The organism is Actinomadura montaniterrae (genome assembly GCF_008923365.1).
GTDB classification, from domain to species: domain Bacteria; phylum Actinomycetota; class Actinomycetes; order Streptosporangiales; family Streptosporangiaceae; genus Spirillospora; species Spirillospora montaniterrae.
Map to the genome: position 1 here is coordinate 31,752 of NZ_WBMR01000027.1, position 20,363 is coordinate 52,114.

9 protein-coding genes are annotated in these 20,363 nt (G+C 66.0%); 8 read left to right on the forward strand and 1 reads right to left on the reverse strand.

Translation table 11 applies throughout. The features are described from left to right. The first annotated feature begins 1,665 nt into the window (after positions 1 to 1,665). From dpdE to dpdD, 8 genes are read left to right on the forward strand one after another with little or no spacing between them, the layout of a single operon-like run. Entirely contained in the window at positions 1,666 to 4,974 is a 3,309-nt protein-coding gene (gene dpdE / locus F9B16_RS12800; RefSeq protein WP_225991584.1) for a protein DpdE, read from the forward strand. Then, on the forward strand, positions 4,961 to 7,552 hold the full coding sequence (gene dpdF / locus F9B16_RS12805) for a protein DpdF (protein WP_151540256.1): 2,592 nt from the start codon (positions 4,961 to 4,963) through the stop codon (positions 7,550 to 7,552). Before dpdE ends, dpdF begins: the two co-directional genes overlap by 14 nt. Continuing rightward, positions 7,552 to 8,448: a protein DpdG gene (gene dpdG, locus F9B16_RS12810; protein ID WP_151540257.1), complete on the forward strand. Its 897-nt coding sequence runs from the start codon at positions 7,552 to 7,554 to the stop codon at positions 8,446 to 8,448. Before dpdF ends, dpdG begins: the two co-directional genes overlap by 1 nt. Further along, positions 8,441 to 11,476: a protein DpdH gene (dpdH, locus tag F9B16_RS12815; protein WP_151540258.1), complete on the forward strand. Its 3,036-nt coding sequence runs from the start codon at positions 8,441 to 8,443 to the stop codon at positions 11,474 to 11,476. The genes dpdG and dpdH overlap by 8 nt, the downstream gene beginning before the upstream one ends. Continuing rightward, complete coding sequence (locus F9B16_RS12820) at positions 11,469 to 12,152, forward strand: hypothetical protein (RefSeq protein WP_151540259.1); 684 nt, start codon at positions 11,469 to 11,471, stop codon at positions 12,150 to 12,152. Before dpdH ends, F9B16_RS12820 begins: the two co-directional genes overlap by 8 nt. Beyond that, the gene (gene dpdJ, locus F9B16_RS12825) at positions 12,149 to 16,636 is read left to right on the forward strand and encodes a protein DpdJ (protein WP_151540260.1); all 4,488 of its coding nucleotides are present in this window, start codon (positions 12,149 to 12,151) and stop codon (positions 16,634 to 16,636) included. Before F9B16_RS12820 ends, dpdJ begins: the two co-directional genes overlap by 4 nt. Then, positions 16,633 to 17,154: a phospholipase D-like domain-containing protein DpdK gene (gene dpdK, locus F9B16_RS12830; protein ID WP_225991585.1), complete on the forward strand. Its 522-nt coding sequence runs from the start codon at positions 16,633 to 16,635 to the stop codon at positions 17,152 to 17,154. Before dpdJ ends, dpdK begins: the two co-directional genes overlap by 4 nt. Then, positions 17,151 to 19,190 (forward strand): protein DpdD, encoded by a 2,040-nt coding sequence (gene dpdD / locus F9B16_RS12835; RefSeq protein ID WP_151540261.1) that lies wholly within the window; start codon positions 17,151 to 17,153, stop codon positions 19,188 to 19,190. Before dpdK ends, dpdD begins: the two co-directional genes overlap by 4 nt. Before the next feature lie 44 nt (positions 19,191 to 19,234). Here the strand turns inward: dpdD and dbpB are convergent, their stop codons facing one another. After that, positions 19,235 to 20,362, reverse strand: a complete 1,128-nt coding sequence (gene dbpB, locus F9B16_RS12840) for a DGQHR domain-containing protein DpdB (protein WP_151540262.1) — start codon at positions 20,360 to 20,362, stop codon at positions 19,235 to 19,237. Between the last annotated feature and the right edge of the window lies 1 nt (position 20,363).

Consider the following 20,363-nt stretch of genomic DNA (forward strand, 5'->3'; position numbering starts at 1 on the left):
GACCGGTCGATCACAGCAGGTTCGAGCGGCGAACAGATGCCGGTCTCGCGACGGCGATTGGGTGCAAGGGTGGCTCACGTACAAGATGCCCCGATGATGAGCCGCACCAGGCAACTCTTGCGTGGAAGGCGTCGCTGCTGCACCAACGACCGCCGCGCCCCGTCCCGGCTTCGTCCGCTGCGCGAACGGTCCGTCCGCAACTCGTCCGCCGCCGTCCGCCTGCCGTCCGCCGTTCGCCCGGCGGACGGCAGGCGGTGGACAGTCCGTCCGCGCGGACAAACGGCGGACAAGCGCGGACAGGCCGTGGACAAGTTGGGACGGCCGGCGGACAAGCGCGGACCAAGCCCTTCGCCGTCGGCGGCAGCACCTGCGTCGCTCCCACTCAACGAAACGGGAGCCCTGGCCGCGCGATGATTCGGTGACGGCCGACTCGGACCAGGGCGTCTGGACAGGGCATCTGTTGATGGTGTTGAGCCGCAAGCGGAAGTTTCCGCGGCTCTTGACGGGGACGCGAGCCCTCCAGGTTGTCAACGACCGCCGAGTTTGTGTGTCGCGCGCCGCGAATCCGCTCATCCGGCGGACGGCGGACGAGCGTGGTCGAAAGCGCTCGCCGTCCACTTCGGTAGCGCTTTGTATAGCTGATAGCGGCGTCAGGCCCCCGCCGGTCCTGCTGCGAGAGTCTCGGTTGAGCACTCGACGGAGATCGGTACCGCCTCAGCACCTACCTGTTCCCAGCCGTGCTTCTCTCAGCAGGATGCGGCGACAACCGGTGAGTAGCGGCTGAGACGGCCATGATGTCGGAGGCGCGTCGCTACGTCAGCGGGGCAGAGCCCGGCCGGTCGCAAGAGTTGGTTGCCGATCTGCACCTTCCCATGCCCCGCGGGCAGTGCACGGGAGTGACTTCTCCTGCTGCACAAGACAGTCCATGGCGTCCCGGAGAGTCGAGCGCTCGGATATCGCGTCGATACGGCGGGCGTGATCGAGGGCGTTCTTCGCCTCGACCAACTGACCTGGCAGCAGCGCCAGATACAGCCGGTGTACTCGCCCCACCAACAGCACAGACCTGGATACCGTCGCTGCAGCCAGGCGACGGCCAGATCAAGATCGGCCTCCGCAGCCAGACCGTCAGGCCACTCGGCGGATAGTCCCTAGGGCACTCGACCGGCTTGGGCGAGGGGCTCTAGAAGAGTCGCTAGGTCACCACCAGGATCGGGTCATGCGGCCGATGAAACCGGGGGACGGTCACCGGCCGCACAACAAGCCGGCCAGGATGGCCAGCAAAGGACGTGGGTCACGGGCGTGCGGTCCGCGTCGCGATGACCGTCTCTCGTCACGACACCACGCCTCTGAACAGGCCGAACTCATACACCACATCCGTGGACGCAACCACTGCGAGCGCGGCTCGCGAAGTTGATCAACTGTAGTACGCCCGCGAGACAACCCGTTTGCACCGATTCCGTCGGCATCGCGATGTATATATGGAATCTGGCTCGCCAGCGGCCGGGGGAGGCTCGGCATCTGAGTGTCTGCGGGGGGCTTGCCACGCAGGGCCCGAGACCGGTAGTCATCTATGTGAGATTTCAACTGCCTTACTGGACATCAACTAGTGGAGTGCGAACGCTTCAGTGCGGGTCTCCGAGGTTGAGCAGAAGGGGGACTCGAGCGGTGCCTGATCGGTTCACCGTGGGCAAACTGGTCCAGTACCCGGGATCACCTGGAGTCGGAAGGATCGGTACGGTCGAGGGCCGACATGCGCGGGTCGAGTTCTTCGAGTCGGTAGCCGCGCCTGTTGCCCATTCCGAGCAGGTGGCCCTCGTCGATTGCCGGGCCGTCGTTCTCGCAGCTGAGACGCGAGTCTACTGGAAGAATCCGGACACTGGTGACTGGCTCGCCGGACGGGTCACCGCCATGGTTGATGATCGTTGTTTCGTCCGGTTTCCCAACGCTGTCTATGACCGTCCTGTCCCAGCGAACGAACTTCGAGTGCGGTGGGATCGGCCGATCGCCGACCCTGTCACGGTACTGACGGCGGGCGGGAACGAGTCTGCTTACTTTCATGAGGCCCGGATGCCGTTTCTCCGTGACCTGGTGGCGCAACGTGCGGCCAGCGCAAACATCTCGGCCCTGTCCTCTTCCGCGGTGGAGTTCTTCTCCCATCAGGTTCATGCCGCACTGACAGTCCTGTCCGACCCGGTACAGCGGTATCTACTCGCGGACGAGGTCGGGCTTGGCAAGAGCGTCCAAGCAGGCTTCGTCATCCGGCAGACGCTACTTGATCATCCCGAGGCATCGGTTTGTGTCGTTGTCCCGGAGGTTCTCCGGCGGCAATGGGCCCGGGAGTTGCACGACAAGTTCTTCATCGGCGACTTCCCGTCGGCCACGGTGAAGGTCGTGGCACATGAGACACCGGCGCGCTGGGCTGCCTACCACAAGAGTGATCTGGTGGTGGTCGACGAGGCGCACCGGCTGGTGCAGGCGAGCGGGCCCGAGGATCCCACCTATCGCGCGCTGGCGGGTCTGGTGCACTCCTCACCCCGGTTGCTGCTGCTGTCAGCGACCCCGATTATGTCGCACCACACGACCCAACTCGGGCTGCTTCACCTACTAGACCCCGAGTTGTACCGGTGGAGCGACAGTAAGGCGTTCGAGCGCAAGTACCGGCTGCGGTCACAACTGGCCAGAGAGGTTCACGCCCTCGACAGCGACTTCACCTATCTCCTGCCGTCAGCGATCGAGGACATTGGTGCGCTGCTGCCCGCGAGCGACCGCCGGTTCACCGAACTGAGTAGCAAGGTCCTCGAACTCCTGGACGAGAACGACGAGTTGCGACTCGATACCGACCCGGCGGAACTCAAGATCCGCACCGAGGCACTCCGGGCCCACATCAGTGAGGCCTATCGGCTCCACCGGCGGGTCATCCGTCATCGGCGCCACACCGTCGCACGCGAAGACCCAGGCCCGCAGTTCCCGCTGTTCGAGGTGCGTGGCCGCCAAGAGCCCCAGACCCTGTTGCTCGACGGTGCCGGCCACGCCGCGACGGGAGATGCGCTGTCGCGGTGGCGGTCCCAAGTGTGGGACGCCCTCCTCAACGCGGGGTTGGAAGGCCAGGCGCCCAAGTACGCGATGGCGCTGGCAGTCCTTGTCTCGCGCGCCTGTGTATCGCCGGAGGATCTCGCGGCGGCCCTGGCCTGGCGGATCGAAGGTGACCAGAGGGCGGCGGCCTGGGCCGGGCTGGACGCACGTGAGCGAAGACTGCTGCGCGAACCGGCTGTGCTGGAGGCCGACCGAGCGGCGTTGGCGGGATTGCGCGAGTTGCCCGGCGGGTTCCGCCTTGGGAAACAGCATCTCGATGATCTGATCGACACGATGCTGCCGGCCATCAAGTCGAGGCGCCGAGCGGTCATCTTCTGCGGGCCGGGCCGTCTTGCCGGAGCTCTGACTGAGCGCATGCGGCAGCGCTTCGGGAAACTGGCCGTGTACGAACACTCCCGCCAGGTGGATGCCGACGCGGCCGAGGAAGCGATTTCCGCCTGGTCGGCACCCTTAAGCAAGCACCCCGGCAGCACGGTACTGGTCACCGATGACTCGGCCGAGGACGGGCTGAACCTTCAGGCGGCCGATGCCGCCGTACACGTACGGCTGCCGTGGTCCCCCAACCAACTGGAACAGCGGCTCGGACGCGTCGATCGTTATCAGGCTCCGGGTAGCGGCCCTGTGGGACCCGCGCACCAGTACCTGATCGGAGACCCTGACGCGGAGAGTTCCTTCATGCAGGCCTGGTCCGTTCTGCAGACGGACGGATACAAGATCTTCATCGACTCGGTCTCCACTCTCCAGGACGCGATCTCGGAGGGGCTCGTCGAGGTGTGGACCGCTGCGCTCGAGCAGGGGCCTGAGGGGCTGCTTGCGATGGCTGAGCCGGTGAAGAGCAATCTCGGAGCGGCACGCGATGAGATAGACAAGTTGGACATGCTCGAGGCCGTCCACGAGACCGCTGCGGAGGCCAAGGAACTCACCGGGGCGTTGCTTGAGGTGGAGGCGGCCTGGCGCGAAATGCGCACGGCTATGTTCGGCTACGTGGCGAACAAGGGCGGCATCAAACTGCGCCATCACGACCGGACCGTGGCGGGCTGCGAAACGGAGATCTTCGACCTTTGGCAGTCTCACCCGCTGCTCGACCCGCGTCGCTGGTTCGATGCCCGGTCGCGGGTCTCCCAGGAGATGGCGCAGGGTGCTTTCAACCGCTCGGCAGCGTTCCGGGCCCCAGGCACCCGGCTCTTGCGCCCGGGGAATCCGCTGGTCGACATGCTCGCCGCAGCCATCTATCACGACGATCGCGGGCAGGCCTCGGCGTTCCGCAGGATCGATCCCGCCTATGACGGGCCGGCGATCGCGTTCTTCGGCTTCGACTACTTGATCGAGGCAGATCTGTCTGGGGCGCTCAGCCTGGTCGCTGATCAGGACGGAGCAAGCCTGGCGCTGCGGCGGCAGGCCGACCAGTTGCTGCCACCGTTCACGCTCAGGACTTGGATCGAGGCGGGCACGCAGTCGCCCGTCACAAGCGCGTCGGTGAAGGGCTGGCTTGAGCGGCCCTACGACAACAGACGCGACCACAACTACAACGCAGAACGGATGTCGCACTTGCTGGAGGTGTTCGGAGGCTGGGCCGGTTACCGCTCCGCCGCCGTCGACGCGGAACGCCTCGCGCGCGTCCATCTGGTTGATGTGACCGATTTGGCTCGCAGGTGCGCCCGCGCCCAGGAGCGCTCTCGGCAGCGAGTCGCGGTCACGCTCGCCCAGGCACAGGCCCGACAAGACGCTGGTCATTTGGTCGGTGACACCGAAAGCCTGCTGACCGACGCGGCGGTGACTGACGCGCTGGTGGAGGGGTTGTCCCAGCCGGCGGTAAAGGTGATCGCCGCCACGTGCATCATCCGCACCGGGCGTGAGGTGGTACGACGTGTCGGCCAGTGACTGGGTCAAGGCCAAGCATCTCTTCGCGCATTGGCCCGACCGTCAGCACTCCGACGATGCCAGCGGCACACTGCGCCGTTTGTCCGACGCGCTTGCGCAGGTTCAGGACGGCCGCGCCGGCTGGCGAGACATCGCAACGCTGACTAGGCAGGTGCTGCTGGAGGCTCATGCTCGCGGCAACGAGTCGCCGTTGACGGTACCCGCCGACCCTGCACTGCCGACGATCGAGCAGTGGTGGCTGGCCGGATGCCAGGCACGGCAATTGACAACCGGCACGATCACCGTGTCAGCGCGCCCCTGGCATCCCGACGTGCCCGAGGGCCCGGCAGCCAAGGCTGCTGAAGCAGATCTCCGGCAGGTCTATCTCGGAAACAACTCCGGGCAGCGTCTACGGCTGGAGGGTGTTCCAGGGGACCCTTTCTGGTCCGCCGCGGTGGGCTATGAGCGTTACTACTCGGTCGGCCAGCGTCAGGCCGCACGCTCGGTGGTGCTGGCACCTGCGGGAAGCACCACGATCATCTGTCTTCCCACCGGGCACGGCAAGACCCCGGTGGCGCTGGCTCCGGTGCTGCTCGGCGGGCAGGGCCGCGGTGTTGCCGTGGTGGTCGTGCCGACGGTCGTGCTCGCCCTCGACATGGAACGCCGCGTCCGCGATCTTGTCGACAGGCAGGCCGTGAAATCACCCACTGGCCGCTATGCCTATACCGGCAACCTTCCACAGGAGGTCAAGCGCCAACTTGTGGACGATATTCGTACCGGGCGCCAGCCGGTGGTGTTCACCGCGCCGGAGGCGGTGGCGAAAAGCCTGCGCAAGCCGCTGGACGATGCCGCCGAGGCGGGCCTGCTTAGCCACTTCATCATCGACGAAGCACACCTGGTCGAGCAGTGGGGGAACGAGTTTCGGCCCGAGTTCCAGACAATGGCCGGCCAACTGCGCGGCTGGCGGCGGCGGGCACCCGAAGGCCGGGAGCCGCGCGCGGTTGCTATGAGCGCCACCCTCACCAGTGCGCAAGTCGAAACCCTAAAGTTCCTGTTCGGTGGCCCCTTAGGAGCGGAGGTCGTCTGGGCCTCGCAGCTACGTAGCGAGCCGAGTTACTACATCGGCTCGTTCGGCGATGAGCAGACCCGGCGGGAGGATGTGGTGCGGGCGCTGACTCTTCTGCCTAGACCGTCGATCCTGTATGTGACCAGGGTCGAGGACGCCCGAGAATGGGCCGCACACCTGCGGGGCCTCGGGATGCGGCGGGTGACCGCTGTCACCGGCGGGTCCACCGACGACGAGCGGCAGAGCGCCATGGAAGGCTGGGCTGGTCGCGGCGCACAGGGACCGGCGCCTACTTACTATGACATCGTGATCGGTACATCTGCTTTCGGTCTGGGAATCGACCTCGCGGATGTCCGCACCGTAGTGCACGCATGCCTGCCCGAGACCGTGGACCGTTACTACCAAGAGGTCGGGCGCGGCGGACGCGACGGAAACCCGTCGGTGGCCTACATGGCCACTGCCCCACGGGATTTCCGCTTGGCGAGTGACCTCAACGCCCAGGCGATCCTCCGGCCGGAGACGGCGTGGGAGCGGTGGAGCGCCATGTTCCATCAACGTCTGCGCCCCGATTCCGGTGGCATTTACCAGCTGAATCTCGAGTCGCTGCGAGCCAGCCTCGCGACGGGATACGAGACCAACCGCAAGTGGAACATCCATACGCTCAACCTCATGGTCAGGGCAAAGCTGATCGAATTGAGATCGCCCGAACCCCCTGCACCGGCTGACGGGGAACCACCCGATGCCTGGCGTGTCCGGATGCAGGACTATTTCGAGGCGCTGCCAGTCAGGGTCGATGCTCGGCTATTGGATGGCGGCACGAATGATCACCGGTACTTCATCGACAAGATCGCCGCGGCCAGGACGGGCATCCTGGACGCCCAGCGCGCCGCTTTGCAGCGGCTGCGCGAAGCGGTGAAGGGCAGCCGATGTGTCGCGGACGTTCTCGCTGATTATTACGTCCTGCAGCGCTCGGCAGGATCACTGCCGACCTCTGCCGCCTGCCGCGGGTGTCCCTATTGCCGCACCACCCGTGAACCGCCTGAGAAGGGCCATCTCTACACCGAACCGTGGCAGCCCGACCCCGACCTCGTGGCCTGGTCCGGCGTGCCCAGTGACCCACTGAATTCCTTCCGAGGGCAGGGCCAGACCAGTCTCAGCATCTATTGGACCGACGAGGACGAGTACCGAGATCTCGTCGGTGATCTGGTGACTCGTCTGTGTCGCAGGGGGATGTCCATCGTCGGTGGCGCTGATCTGGACGCGGGCTTCCTCGCCCGTATTCAACAGAACGCCGCGCCGCATCCCCTCATCTTCGACGCCGAGGAAGACCTCCTTGCGGGCTTCCCCGGCCCCCTCATCCAGGTGCTGAGCGGCCGGCAGATGAGTACCGCCGAGGCTGAACGTTTCTGGAGCACCGACATCACCTACTTTGTGCACGCTCGCCATCTCCAGCACCCCGACAAGGTTGGCGCCCGCCTCTCCGACGTGCACGGCAGCAGCATTTCCGTCCGAACCGCCTTGAGGTCTCTGTAATGGCATTGATCAACGATCCGGCGTCGCGGCCTGCTCCGATGTGGGCGGTGGTGCGATTCCTGGCCGCCGAGAAGCGGCCTGTCGCCGTCGAACGCGCCAAGAATCTCCTGACCCCTCCCGGGCTGGTCGGGGACGACCACAAGATGTTCGAGTGGGCTGTCGACACGCTGAAGAGACTCCGGTTGGCGGAAGAGACGCCAGAGGGGTACCTGCGGCTCACCGGCCCCGCCGCCCATCTGGGTGTGGCCGATTACGGAGCGTTCACCGGCGTGCTACGTGACGCGGTGCTCGCCCCTGAACTCAACTCCGGGTTGGGAGACGACGATAGCCAGGTTGGAGCCCGCGACCTGACCCGAGCCTTGTGCTGGTTCCTGTCACTGGACCCCACAGGGGAAAGCGTCGGCCTCGGCAACTATCCCCGGCTCCAACTGAACGTTCTCAGCCCAGTGGTTGGGAAGGCCATTGAGAACAACAACCGCTGGAACTACTTCAAGGTATGGGCCCCCGCGCTCGGGTTGGGGGCGGCGGCGCTACCGGTCAGCGGTGACGCGAGCCACCTGGTGCCCGACTGCACACAGGCCGTCAAGCAAGTGGCGCAAGCGTCCTGGGGAGCTGCGGAGACGGTGAGCGCCGTGGAGGTACTTGACAGGCTGCGGGCCGCCTTGCCTGTGCTGCCCGGCGGTGCCTATTCGACCGCGGTCGGAGTGACGTCCCCCGGCGACACCGTGGCTGGGCCCGCGCTCTCCTTCGCCCTGCTACGGGGGGCCGACGAGGGCTGGTGGAGTCTGAAACGCGACGCCGACGCCATGCGCTTCCTCAGCATCCACGATCCCGACCGACCGTCCTCCCCGCATTCCTTCAGCTCCATCACGATCTTCGAGGATCTTCATGGCTGACCTCCGCGGCCACCTATGCTGGGCACCTGAAACCGCCTCCGCGACCATCAACACCGAGGCGGTCAATCCGTCCCCGGCGGTGTTCCTAGCCACGCACACGCCGTTGCGCATCCGCCGGGCCCGTATCCAGGGCCGCTCTCTGATCCCCATGGACGGCACCGCCGACGAGCACGCCGTCCTGACCGACTTTCTGGAACGGCGATCAAGCACCGGAGCACTGCTGATGCCGGTGGTCGGCGACACCGGCTCGGGAAAGTCCCATCTCGTCCGGTGGGTAAGGGAGAACATCCCCGCGTCCAGCGATCGCCAGGTCATCTACCTGGAGAAAACGCAGACCAGCCTCAAGGCGGTCGTGAATGCGCTTCTCGAAGGAGTGGACAGCGAATCACTGAGCAAACTGAGGGCTGACATCGACTCCTTCAGCAGCGGGCTGGACGAGGTCGCGCTGGCCCGGCGGGTGATCAACGCGCTGAACGAGGCCTTGGCGGCCACCTCACCCCGGGACTTGTCGGGTGCGAACCGGATTCTGGCAGGACCCCGCGGGCTCGCCGTGCTCCTCCAGGACCCGCATATTCAGCAGTATCTGTTGGGGCCCGGCAAATATGTCCCGCTGCTGGCGGCTCAGCTGCTACACGACCGTGACGCCGCCTCCCCCGAGCGTCCCGCCGGTTTCACCGTGGACGACCTGCCGCTGCAGGTGAGGGAGATCGACAAGGCCGCTGAGGTCTCCAAAGCGCTGCTCTCCAAACTGCTTTCCAAGCCGGACCTGCGTACCGCGGCCGTCGACCTGCTCAACCAGCACATCGAGACGGCGATCCAGAGCGTCTCCAGTTTGGGCTCTGGGCGGTTGCAACAAGCGATGCTCCAGGTGCGGCAGGAATATGCGCGCCGGGGCAAGGAGATCATCCTGCTGGTCGAGGACTTCGCCTTGGTCCAGGGCGTGCAGCGCGAGTTGCTCGACGCGCTGACCGAGCCCGCCGTACGTGAAGGCGCCACCAGGTACGCACACATGCGTACGATGATGGCGGTGACCACCGGCTACTTCACCGATCTACCCGAGACGGTGATGAGTCGGGTGTCCGCGGCCACCACCGGATACCTCTACGACCTCGACCTGATCTTTAGCCAGCAGGACAACGGCGCCGACCAGATCGCCTCGTTCGTGGGCCGTTACCTAAACGCGGCACGGATCGGCCAGGAAGAACTCCAGCGGTCCGGCGGGCACCGGGTGCCCAACATCTGCGAGTCATGTCCGGTCAGAACCCCGTGCCACGACTCCTTCGGTCAAAGTCCGGAGGGCCATGGCCTCTACCCCTTCAACCGGCACGCGCTGCTGCGGATGGTCCACTCGGTGGCTCCGGCCGACAAACCCTGGGCATTCGTCCCCCGTACGGTGCTCAGCAACATCGTCCGCCGAGTCCTGGTAGATGACGCCGCCGAGATCAGCGCATGTACCTTCCCTGATGCCGGCTTCAAGGGGCGTTTCCCGCTCGGACCTGACGATCCCCCCTTGACCTCCGCAGTGTCAGAATTGGTTAACAGCTACGATCTGATCGATCCTCTGCGCCGCAACAGGGTGCTGGAATACTGGGGTGGTGCTCCGGCCGACCCGGCTGAGTTGAATCCGGGCATCCTCGAGGCGTTCGGACTGCCTCCCCTGCCCGAGGAAGCCAGCCAGCATCGTCCGACGGATCCGGAGCCCGCCCCGTCGGTTAAGGGCAAATCCCCAGCGGCAGAGAACACGCCCTCTCCGGCCCTGCGACGCAAACTCGAGGCCATCGAGAACTGGGCCACCCGCGATCTCCCGCTCCAGCAGACCACCGCAAATGAACTTCGAGTTCTCATTAGCGAGACGGTGTTCCGCCGCTACAACTGGTCGCAGCCGCTCATGAAGGAGATGGGCAAGACAGATTCCGCGCGTGCCTGGCCCAACACTTCCATCGTGGTCTCCATCGAGGGAGCGGGCGGCGAAGGACTGCCTGGGACGGCCGCCGCCCCTATCAAGTTCAAGCGCAACACCCTCAACAGCCAGTTCTTCCAGAGCCTGCTGCTCGCCCGGGACGGCTCGGGCACCCCCAGATCCGAGGACATCCGGCGGCTGGCTCGCTTCGCCGACACTAAAGCCACGGATTTGGCCGCCAGGCTCCAGCAGAACTTTGAACTCTCTGACGCCGACCTCACCACAGGGTTTCGGGCCGCACTGATCGGTGCGGCGCTCGCAGGGAAGGCCTGGCCCGGCATGGACGACGCCGACCTCCTCAGCGCCGCACTGCATGACGGCCGCGACTGGACGCGTAGCGACCACACCATTCGTACCGATCAATGGCGCCAACTGCTGAACCATCATCTGAGCCAGCGCAAGACCCTCGTGGACGGGCTCCGCGCTGGTTTGGGCCTGTCGCAGGGGATCGGGGCCGTACAGATGATCGACGCCGCACGGGCCCTCCCGTTGCTGCGGCAGGTGGCCTCCGACTGGACCTGGCGCTCACAGGAACAGGTTCCCGCATGGGTGAAGGGAGCGGTCATGGGCTTTGCAACCTGGGAGGCCCGCGTCGACGAGCAGAACACCGCGTTGGCCGCCACGCTCGGCAGGATCCGCCGGCACCTGCCAAGTGAAACCAGCGGGCGGGATAGCGTCGAAGCCGTTCAAGTGGCGCTGAAGGAAGCGGACAAGGTCGGCCTGTCTCCCACCGGAGCCCAGCAAAGGCACCGTCTGGACGCGCTTACCGCCGAAGCTGCCAAGGCCGACTGGCAGGTCGTTTCGGCCCTCGAGCGGGACCTGAACAAGATCTCCTCAGCCGATGCCGACCATGCAACGGTGGCGCGGATCCATGCGGCCGTCCGGGACCGCGGTGCGTCGCTTGACGTCATTGAGGCGTTTCTCACCGAAGCGGACCAGTGGCTGACCACCGCGCTGAGCGACGCCGGCGCCCGAAGCGACCTTGCCGGTGACGCCGCCGCCAGGGACGTGCAGACGGTTCTTGATGAATGGGCCGCGTTGAGCGAGGGGAAGACCGACGATGGCTGACGGAGATTCCGTACTCGACAAGGCCCTGCAATTGCAGGGCGAGGCCCGCCGACTGGATCTTGGACGCAAGGACGTTCAGCAAGCCGCACGCATCACCGAACGCGTCCACACACTTCGCGCCGCGCTAGGCGAACTGCGCGGTAGAGCCGACTTGGCCCGTACCCTCTCTCAGCGGACCGGTGTCGACATCGACCTGTCGAGGCTGAGCAACGGACACCGGGAACTCGCGCGCAAGGCCGCGGGCGGGCTCCCGAGCAACAACGCCTTTAACGCCGCCCGCCAGAAGATTAAAGAGTCGAGCGACGGGCTCCGGGCCGAGGTCCTGGACGTCTGGCGGAGTTGGACTGCGCAGCGGCTGGAGCGCCTCCCCGTGGGCAGGATCGCGATGCTCGATGGGGCCCTGCAGAAGGCGGCGCGTTCTACCCTCAGCAACCTCAGGAGTTGCGCTCGCTCCGCCGACCTCACCGGCACCGACATCGTCATGTTCGTCACGCAATACGAGGGCCTGGAAGCTCAACTGGAGCAGGCCCATGACGCGCCCCCGGCCCTGCTCGACCTGCTAAACCGTCTGAACACCGCCCCCTTGACGCTGCGGGAGGTGAGCGACGAACAGATCGCGTTGCTGCGCCGCTACTCGATGGACGTTGAGATCGAATTGCGCAGGAGGAACTTGTGACACCACGCCTGCACCCGCGCTTGGCCAGTCACCTGCTGGATCGGCTGGAAGACCTCGAGCTTCCGCTGCTGGCGTGGGGAGTCACTGCCGGCGCCCTGTCCAAGGACGAGGTTCTGGAGGTGATCTTCGAATCTCTTCTCGACCACCCGGACGCCCCGCAGGACGCCAGCCCAGAAGACGTCCTGGGCAGGCTGATCGACATGGCGCTTCTGCACCCCGTCCCGGATTCGTCGCCTTCGCGGTATCGGACCCGCCTTGCCGAGGCGCTGCGGCTCACCACCCAACTGCGACAACTCTTTTCCTGGCATCTCGACGCCGACGGTACTTCGACCCGCTGGTGGACACGCGGGCAGCGCCTCGTCGCCGACTATCGACTGCACACCGCCGCGCGCCGGTACCCACGCCGGGACATCTGCGCGGCTGACGCGCTGGCAGCGTTCCGGCAAATCCCGCAATGGGGCCCGGTTCACGAACACACGGCCGCCGCACAGATCGGCGATCGGAGCCTCGCCCGGTTCCAGGTCGCGGCAACACAGGCGGTGCTCGGCTCCCTCAACCGCGGGCGGTCGGCGGGCGTGATCGTCGGTGCGGGCACTGGCAGCGGCAAGACGCTCGCGTTCTACCTGCCCGCCATGGCCGTCATGGCCGAGCAGGCCCGCCCTGGGCACTCCCGCGTTCACACGCTTGCCCTGTATCCGCGAACAGAGTTGCTGCGCGACCAACTACGCGAGGCCCTGTCCAGCATCCAGGCGATCGAGCACGCCCTGCAGCGGAACGACCGACGCCCCCTGCGCATCGGCGTCCTTTACGCCGACACCCCGTGGACCCCGCATGAACTCGACGATTCGAACACCAGGCGCACCGGATCGGCGCGGCGGTGGCATCGGCGCAGCGGCGGGGTGATCTGCCCGTTTCTGACCTGCCCGCAATGCTCCGACGGTGAACTGCTCTGGAACACGGCCGACCGGGAGGCCGGTTTAGAGCGGCTGGTCTGCCTGGGCTGCAGAAAGGTCGTTCCGCCGGGCCGCCTCGCACTGACCCGCCGATCACTTCAAGACAATCCGCCGGATCTGCTGTTCACCACGACCGAGATGCTCAACCGGAACGGCTCGAGCCCGGGGCTGGGTCGTCTGCTGGGCTGGTCGGGATCGCACTCCCCGTCGCTGGTCCTGCTCGACGAGGTGCATACCTACGCCGGTCCGCAGGGCGCCCAGGTTGCCCTGCTCCTGCGACGATGGCGGCATGCGGTACGCAAGCCCGTCACCTTCGTCGGCCTGAGTGCCACGCTCAAGGACGCCGGCCCGTTCTTCGCCCAGCTCACCGGACTGCCCGGCAACGCGATCGAATATATCGAACCGGCCCCTTCCGACCTGGAGGAGGAGGGCCGGGAGTACGCGATCGCGCTGCGCGGGGATCCGGTCTCGGGCGCGAGCCTGCTGTCCACGTCAATCCAGACCGCGATGCTCTTCGGCCGGATGCTGGATCCGCAACGTCAGCCATCCCTGTTCGGTTCAACCGGTTTCTTGTTCACCGACGACCTGGATGTCACCAACCGCTTCTATGACGACCTGCGCGACGCCGAAGGCGGTCAGTCACGTGGCGGAATCCGGCCAGGCTCGCGACGCGGGAAGGTGCTGGCGGGACTGCGCTCCCCAGACCTGCCCCAGCAGTCGGCACGCTATGACGACGGGCAATCCTGGGACCTCGCTGAGAGAATCGGGCATCACCTCGATCCGGACCTGGTAACCGGGGCTTTGCAGATCGGCCGTACCTCCTCCCAGGACACCGGCGTCGACCCGAACGCCCAGTTGACCGTCGTGACCTCCGCCGTGGAGGTGGGGTTTAACGACCCTCGCGTCGGCCTGGTGCTCCAGCACAAGGCACCCCACAACCCGGCCTCCTTCATCCAGCGCAGAGGCCGGGCGGGCCGCAGCCGCGGCACCCGCCCGCTCACCATCGTCACGCTGTCGGACTTCGGCCGCGACCGCCTGAGCTACCAGGGCTACGAGACGCTCTTCGCGCCCGAACTCACCGCGCGAAGCCTCCCGATTCACAACAGGTACGTCCTGAAAATTCAGGCGACCCAGTCGCTGATGGACTGGCTCGGCCGTGACCTACGGCGCGTGCATCCCCGACAGGATCCCCGCGTGCTGCTCACCGCCCCCAGGGGTCAACTGACGGCCGTGCAAGTGCAGGCCGGTCACTGGCTCGCTAACCGGCTGGAGCGGCTCCTGTCCGACAGCGCCCTACAGGACACGCTGGCCCGCCATCTTCAGGCGGCACTGCAGGTCAGTTCGGACGAGGCCCAGGCTCTGCTGTGGGACCAGCCTCGTTCGCTGCTACTCGCCGTGGTTCCCACCGCGCTGCGCAGGCTGCGCAGCGAATGGAAGCCGCTGCGCGACGATCCGGGAGCCGTAGCCGGGGAACTGCTCCCCGAGTTCGTGACGCGTTCGCTGTTCGCGGCGCTCAACCTTCCTGAGGTCGAGTTCGACCTGCCGTTCGAGACCGGAAACGACGACGAACGGCTGCCCGTCGCCAGAGCGCTCAATGAAGCCGTCCCGGGCCGGGTGAGTAAACGCTACGGCTACCGGCGCGACGAGCACCGCACCTGGATGCCCGCTCCCGAGGGCGGCGACCAACTCGAACTCGACCAGGCACTCATTCCCCTATCCCAGGAAGAGGGGACCTGGCACCCGCTCGGCGCCGATCCCGCGGGCCTGCTGGTCCTGCGCCCCTTCCGGGTGCGGCTTCAGCAACCCCCCAGGGAGGTGGCGAGCCACTCTCAAGGCACCCCCCGATGGGGTACACAGATCGTCGTGCCCGACGAGGCCACACCAGATGATCAAGAGGTCACCGGCGTCGCCCCGTGGCAGCGGAACCTGCGCATCGGCTTCGCCACGCACGCCACCGGCAACCCGATCGAGATCCGCCGGATGACCCACGGGGCCGACTGCGAGGTGGTACGCGGGCGTTCTAGGGACCGCAGGCGCGTCCGCTACACCCTCGAGGGTCGGCCCGCCGCCCTGGGATTCAGCCTGCGGGTCGACGCGGTCCGTATCGGGCTGGGCCCACTCGACGTGACCACTCCCCGTATTAGGGAATATTTGGCCTCCCCCCAATGGCGGTCCCAGGCGTTCTTCCATGCGGTGGCCGAGGACGAGACTCTCGCCGAGGCGGCCAACATCTTCAAGCGCGACTGGCTTGCCCTGGTCTATCTCACCGCCTTCGCCCTCGCCGGACTGGACGGCTCCACCGTCCCTGAGCAGATCCGAATAGCGCTGTCTGGTGGTTCCTGGCGCGACGATCTCGCGACGATCCTTGGCGTGCTTTACCGGGAGGACGAGGCCACCGAAAGTCAGGCCACCGCCCGCCTTGTCGCCGACCTGACCGAACTCAGCCACGACGACCGGGTGATCAGCGCACTCGACCGGGCAGGGCAACTCCTCACCGCCCCGGACGTGGCCGATCGCACCCAAGAGCAGGCCCGCCGCGCCTACCGCGAAACCTTCGCAGCCGCTGCGCTCGCCGCCGCGCTACGGGTCTGCCCCGACGCGCAGGAAAGGGACCTGATCGTCGACATCGTCCCGGGGACCGGCCCCGGTTCGGCCGACACGATCTGGCTGTCGGAGACCTCGATCGGCGGGCTCGGGGTGATCGAACACCTAGTCCGTTCCTACGCCGCGGCCCCAACACGTTTCTGGTCACTGGTCGCCGGTGCCCTGCGGCCAAACGATTACGAGTACATCGACGCGACCGTCACCCGGCTCTTGCGGCACATCGTGACCGACGAACCCGCCGGTATCGCGGCCGCAGCCGTCGAGCGGATACGCAACTCGCCCTCGGCCGCCGAAGCCGACCACGCCCTGGGTGACCTGCGGGCCGCCTGGGCTGAACTCGACGGAACGCCGCGTCACGGCGCGGTCGCCACCGTCTCGACCCGACTGTTGCGCCCTGGAAGCAACAAGGAAACCGACGAGAGTGCCCTGCGGATCCTGGACTCCTGGGCCGCGCTGGAAAGTCGGCTCGGCATCGAGATCGATGCCCGCGTGATCGCCTACGCGGTCGGCTCCGGGCGCCTTCAGGTGAGTGCCGGCTCTCTGAAGGCCGACCAGGCGTTCAGCATGATGTGGCCGCGCGGTGCGCAGGCACGCAGCCACCATCTGCAGCACTACCAGCCGTACTCCGGCACCAGAGCATTCCTCGACCGGCTGCTGGTGGAGGCCGCCCATGACGAACGGCTACCACAAATCGAGGTGACCGAGCCCGGCTGGGAACAGCAGTACAAGAAGGTCATGGCCGAATCCGGGGCCGCCGACCTGTTGTGCCCTGCGGGTGACCGCCGCGCCCTGAGTGATGCTCTGGCCAAGGTCCCGGCGATCCGGGTGGACCGTGACGTGCTTCGGGTCCACGGTGAACTCGAGCATGTCACCCGAGCCGGGAACCAGTACATCGCACGAGTGGTCCTGCGGGAGGCAGAGCTGTGACGGATCGGGAACGCACCCTGCGTACCGGCAGCCGGATGGGGCTGCGGGCAGATTCCATTCTCGGCACGGCCCTGCTGTCGGAACTCGTTCACCCCGGGCCGGTGCTCTGGCTGGTGTCAAGCTGGATCACCGATGTCGATGTGCTCGACAACGGGCATGGCGCGTTTGACGCACTGTTGGGTGACGACCCGCCCACCACGTGCAGACTGTCGCAGATACTGGGCTTGATCGGCTCGGCGGGGGCAGACGTTCACGTCGTGACCAGGCCCACCCCGCATAACCAGACGTTCATCGACCGGCTCCGCGCCACCGTCCGCAGCCAGCGGCTGCGGCTGACGCTCGATCCCAAGGTCCACGAGAAAACTCTGTGCGGTCGCGATTGGATGCTCAGCGGATCCATGAACTTCACCATAAGCGGGCTCGGCGACAACGAGGAATCAGTGACCTACCGCGTCGGTGATCCGGCCGTCGCCCAGGCACGGCTGGATTTCGCCGCACGATGGAAGGACCAGGTGTGACCGGCCAGAACCCTCTTCCGACCACGCCGGACAACGAGAGCGCCCGCGTTGAGGTCCTGCTCGAACGCTTCTTCGGGGCCGGCAATGACGCCGCTCAATGGGGCAAGTTAATCGGGCCGTTCGTCGACACGCTGCGCAGTTCAGCGGACGCCCCGATCGTGTTGCCCCGCTTCCACGCGGACACCCGCGATTTCGCAATGTACGTCATCACCCGGTCTCCCACCGAACTCGTCCAGGCACGAGAGTTGGTCAGGGCATTCGTGGGCCCCACCTACAGCACCGGCGGCGACACGATTCCGGCGGCTCTCGACCCCGAGGACCCTATCGACGCCGCAGTGATCGACTTCGCCGGCCCGCAAAGCACATTGGTCATCCGGACCAGCTCGCACCAGCATTACCGGCCGAAGTTGCGCGTGGCGCTGCAGTTGATGCAGAGCACAGCCGCCAGCCGGCCGGCCAGATCCTGGACAGTGATCAGACCGCTCGGCCGACTGCTCGCCGAGTTCGATGCGTCGCTGGCCGCCGGCGGCGTGGCGTCCTCGAATTCAGCCCTAGAACAGGTCATCGCCCGCGGCGGGATCAGTGCCACCAACCTTGCGCATCTACGTATCAAGCGGTTCGACCGGCTGGGCCTGGGGCGGGACCTGCTGGCATTGAACGGCCTTGCCGAAGTCATGCGCCAAGATCCGCCGCGACCCGTCACCGAAGCGGTCCTCAACGCCGTGCACAGCACGGCGTTGAGCGGGCCGTTGAGCCAGGGCGACGTCCCCGGTGCTTGCGACCGGCTTCGCGAAATCAACCTCCCTCTGCCCATCAAGGCCGATGTCGGCTTCTACAGCGACGAAGCCGTCACCGTCATGCTCACGACGGCAGTGGGACGAGGTGATCTCACACAGCTTGCCCGCCTGGTCACGGCGTTGCGCCAGGACGACCGCCAGGACTCGGTGCCCGACATTGTGTGGCAAAAGGCCACCGCCCTGGTGCAACCCCAGAGCCCTCACCCGCCCCTTCCCCAGGAGGCAGAGCCCGGCGCAACGCCGCCGATTACCGCTCCGGAATCGACCCCAGATTTTGGCGAGCCCTCCCAGGTGGAGTCCTGGGGCGAACTCTTCGAGCGTCTCGCCGTTCCCGGCCCCTCACATCGGGCCGCACTCGACGCCCTCCGTGACGAGGTATGGAGGGACTGGCCTCCTCTCCCGGATTCCGACGAAGAACTCCCGCAAGTACTCGCGGCCTTCGACGACACCGCCTGGAACCGGGCATGGGCTGCCGTCGGGGCAATCATCGAAGTGATCGGCAGCGCCGACACTGCCCCCTGCACGGTCCGCGAGTTCATCACCTACGCGCTTACTTTCAACAAGTTCTCGGCCGCCGACCTGGTCACGCTCCAGGCACTCACCGAGATCTTCCTGCGCGCCCGTCCGGCCGCAAACGCCTACCGTTCGCTGCTCGAGGAGTTGCGAGACAGTTGCCCTCAATGGGTCTCTCCGGAGAAAGCCGACCCGGCCCTGGATCTGGCCGACCGGCTGGTACTTGCCGCCTGCCCCGATAACAACGCTCGACTGGGTCTCGCAGTCGAATTACTCACCCCGCTACACCGCTATCGTGGCCGCCTAGACAGCGCCATCCTGCCCTTCGCCCGGCAACTTTCCGATGAACTGGACCTCCCTCTCGACTGGCCACAGGAGGAACCTGCCGAGGAAGACGACAGTCTCGGCGACCTGGCCGGGTGCTCCCTGCTGCTGTACTCCCTCGACGAGGCGGTTCTGGATCGTGTCTCAAGAGCATTGCAAGAGCAGGCCCCAGACCTCAAGATCGCCCTTTCCTTCGACAAAGTGGGCAATCCATCACTCAGGGAGAAGGCACGGCGCGCCAATGTCATTGCTCTCGCCACAAGATGCGCCACTCACGCCGCAACGGGATTCATCACCACACACGCCAAGGCTGCCGAAATCACCTACGCGGACGGAAGCGGATCGGCATCGCTTCTACGCGCAGCGACGAACGGCCTCAAGGCGCTAAAGCAGCGGGTGTAGCCACCACATGCATGAAACCGTCCTCCGACGAGGGACCCTCGGTATCAGAAGAGGATCTGCTGGTCGACGACGCGGATCAGGCCGTTGGTGAGATAGCGGACGTCGCTGGGAGTGTTCTGGAGGCTGTTCCACTTGCGCTCTTCACCGTCCCCGAAGTCCCAACTGCCCGAGGTCCAGGCAGCGGCCCGCTTGATGCGCGCCAGCGCGTTGCGGACCACGTGTGTGCCGACGTTGTAGGCAGGCAGTTGTTCCGTAAGGTGGTCCATGACAAACCCCATGGCCTGGATCCCGGCCCCGTGGGTCAGTCGCGATTCCTTGGGAGGCAGTTCCCATGCCTCTGGGAACATCTCCCGAACGATCGCCCAGTAGGAGTTGAGATGCAGCAGCATCTGCTCTACGTCGCCCGAGCCATCGCGAGGGTCCCGGTACTGGTAGAGAGCGCCTTCATAAAGGCTATGCTCGATCATCTTCAGGATGCTGTTGTCCTTGATATAACCGCCAGCCGAGGTGGGCGTCGCGATGGCGCGGTAGAAAGGACCGTTAAACGTGCCGTTAAGGCGCGTCATCAATACCGCGGGAAGTTGCCGACGGGCGTAGGAGGGCGGCAGATGTCCCTTGGTGTCGGGCAATAGTTCGTGAATGAGGCCTTTGGGCAGCGGCTTGGTGTTGTTGACGAGGATGAACTGAGCGCGCTGTTCGGTCTCGTCCTCGGCAATGAAGGCCACGGCGGCGACCGGAAACTCCCCGATATCAGCCTCTCTAATAGCGGCGCTGCGTTGCTGGCCATCCACGATCCACGCCGGCTTCTCTTCGTCGGTCAGCGTCTCATCCACCGGCACGATCAGATCACCAGGAGTGGAGTAGGCCGGACTGGCATCCTGCCCCGGTCGCTCGGCCGTGCTGGGTTCGAACCTGACCCGGCCGTCGAATGCGAGGACGATAGAGTTCGGCAGCATAGCGTCCCCCGACTCCAGATACCGGCGGATCGTACGAATGTGGCTAGCGACCTCTGGCCGCTGATAGCCGTGCAACTGCTCCTGGTCATCGCGGCTGATACGGGAGACCGCCGCGAATTCGTGCAGCCGCTTACCATCCACCGCGAAACAGTAAATGCTCCGCGAACCTTGCTTGATCTCCAGCGCAGGGAGTCGAAGAGTGTAGCTATCGGCCATT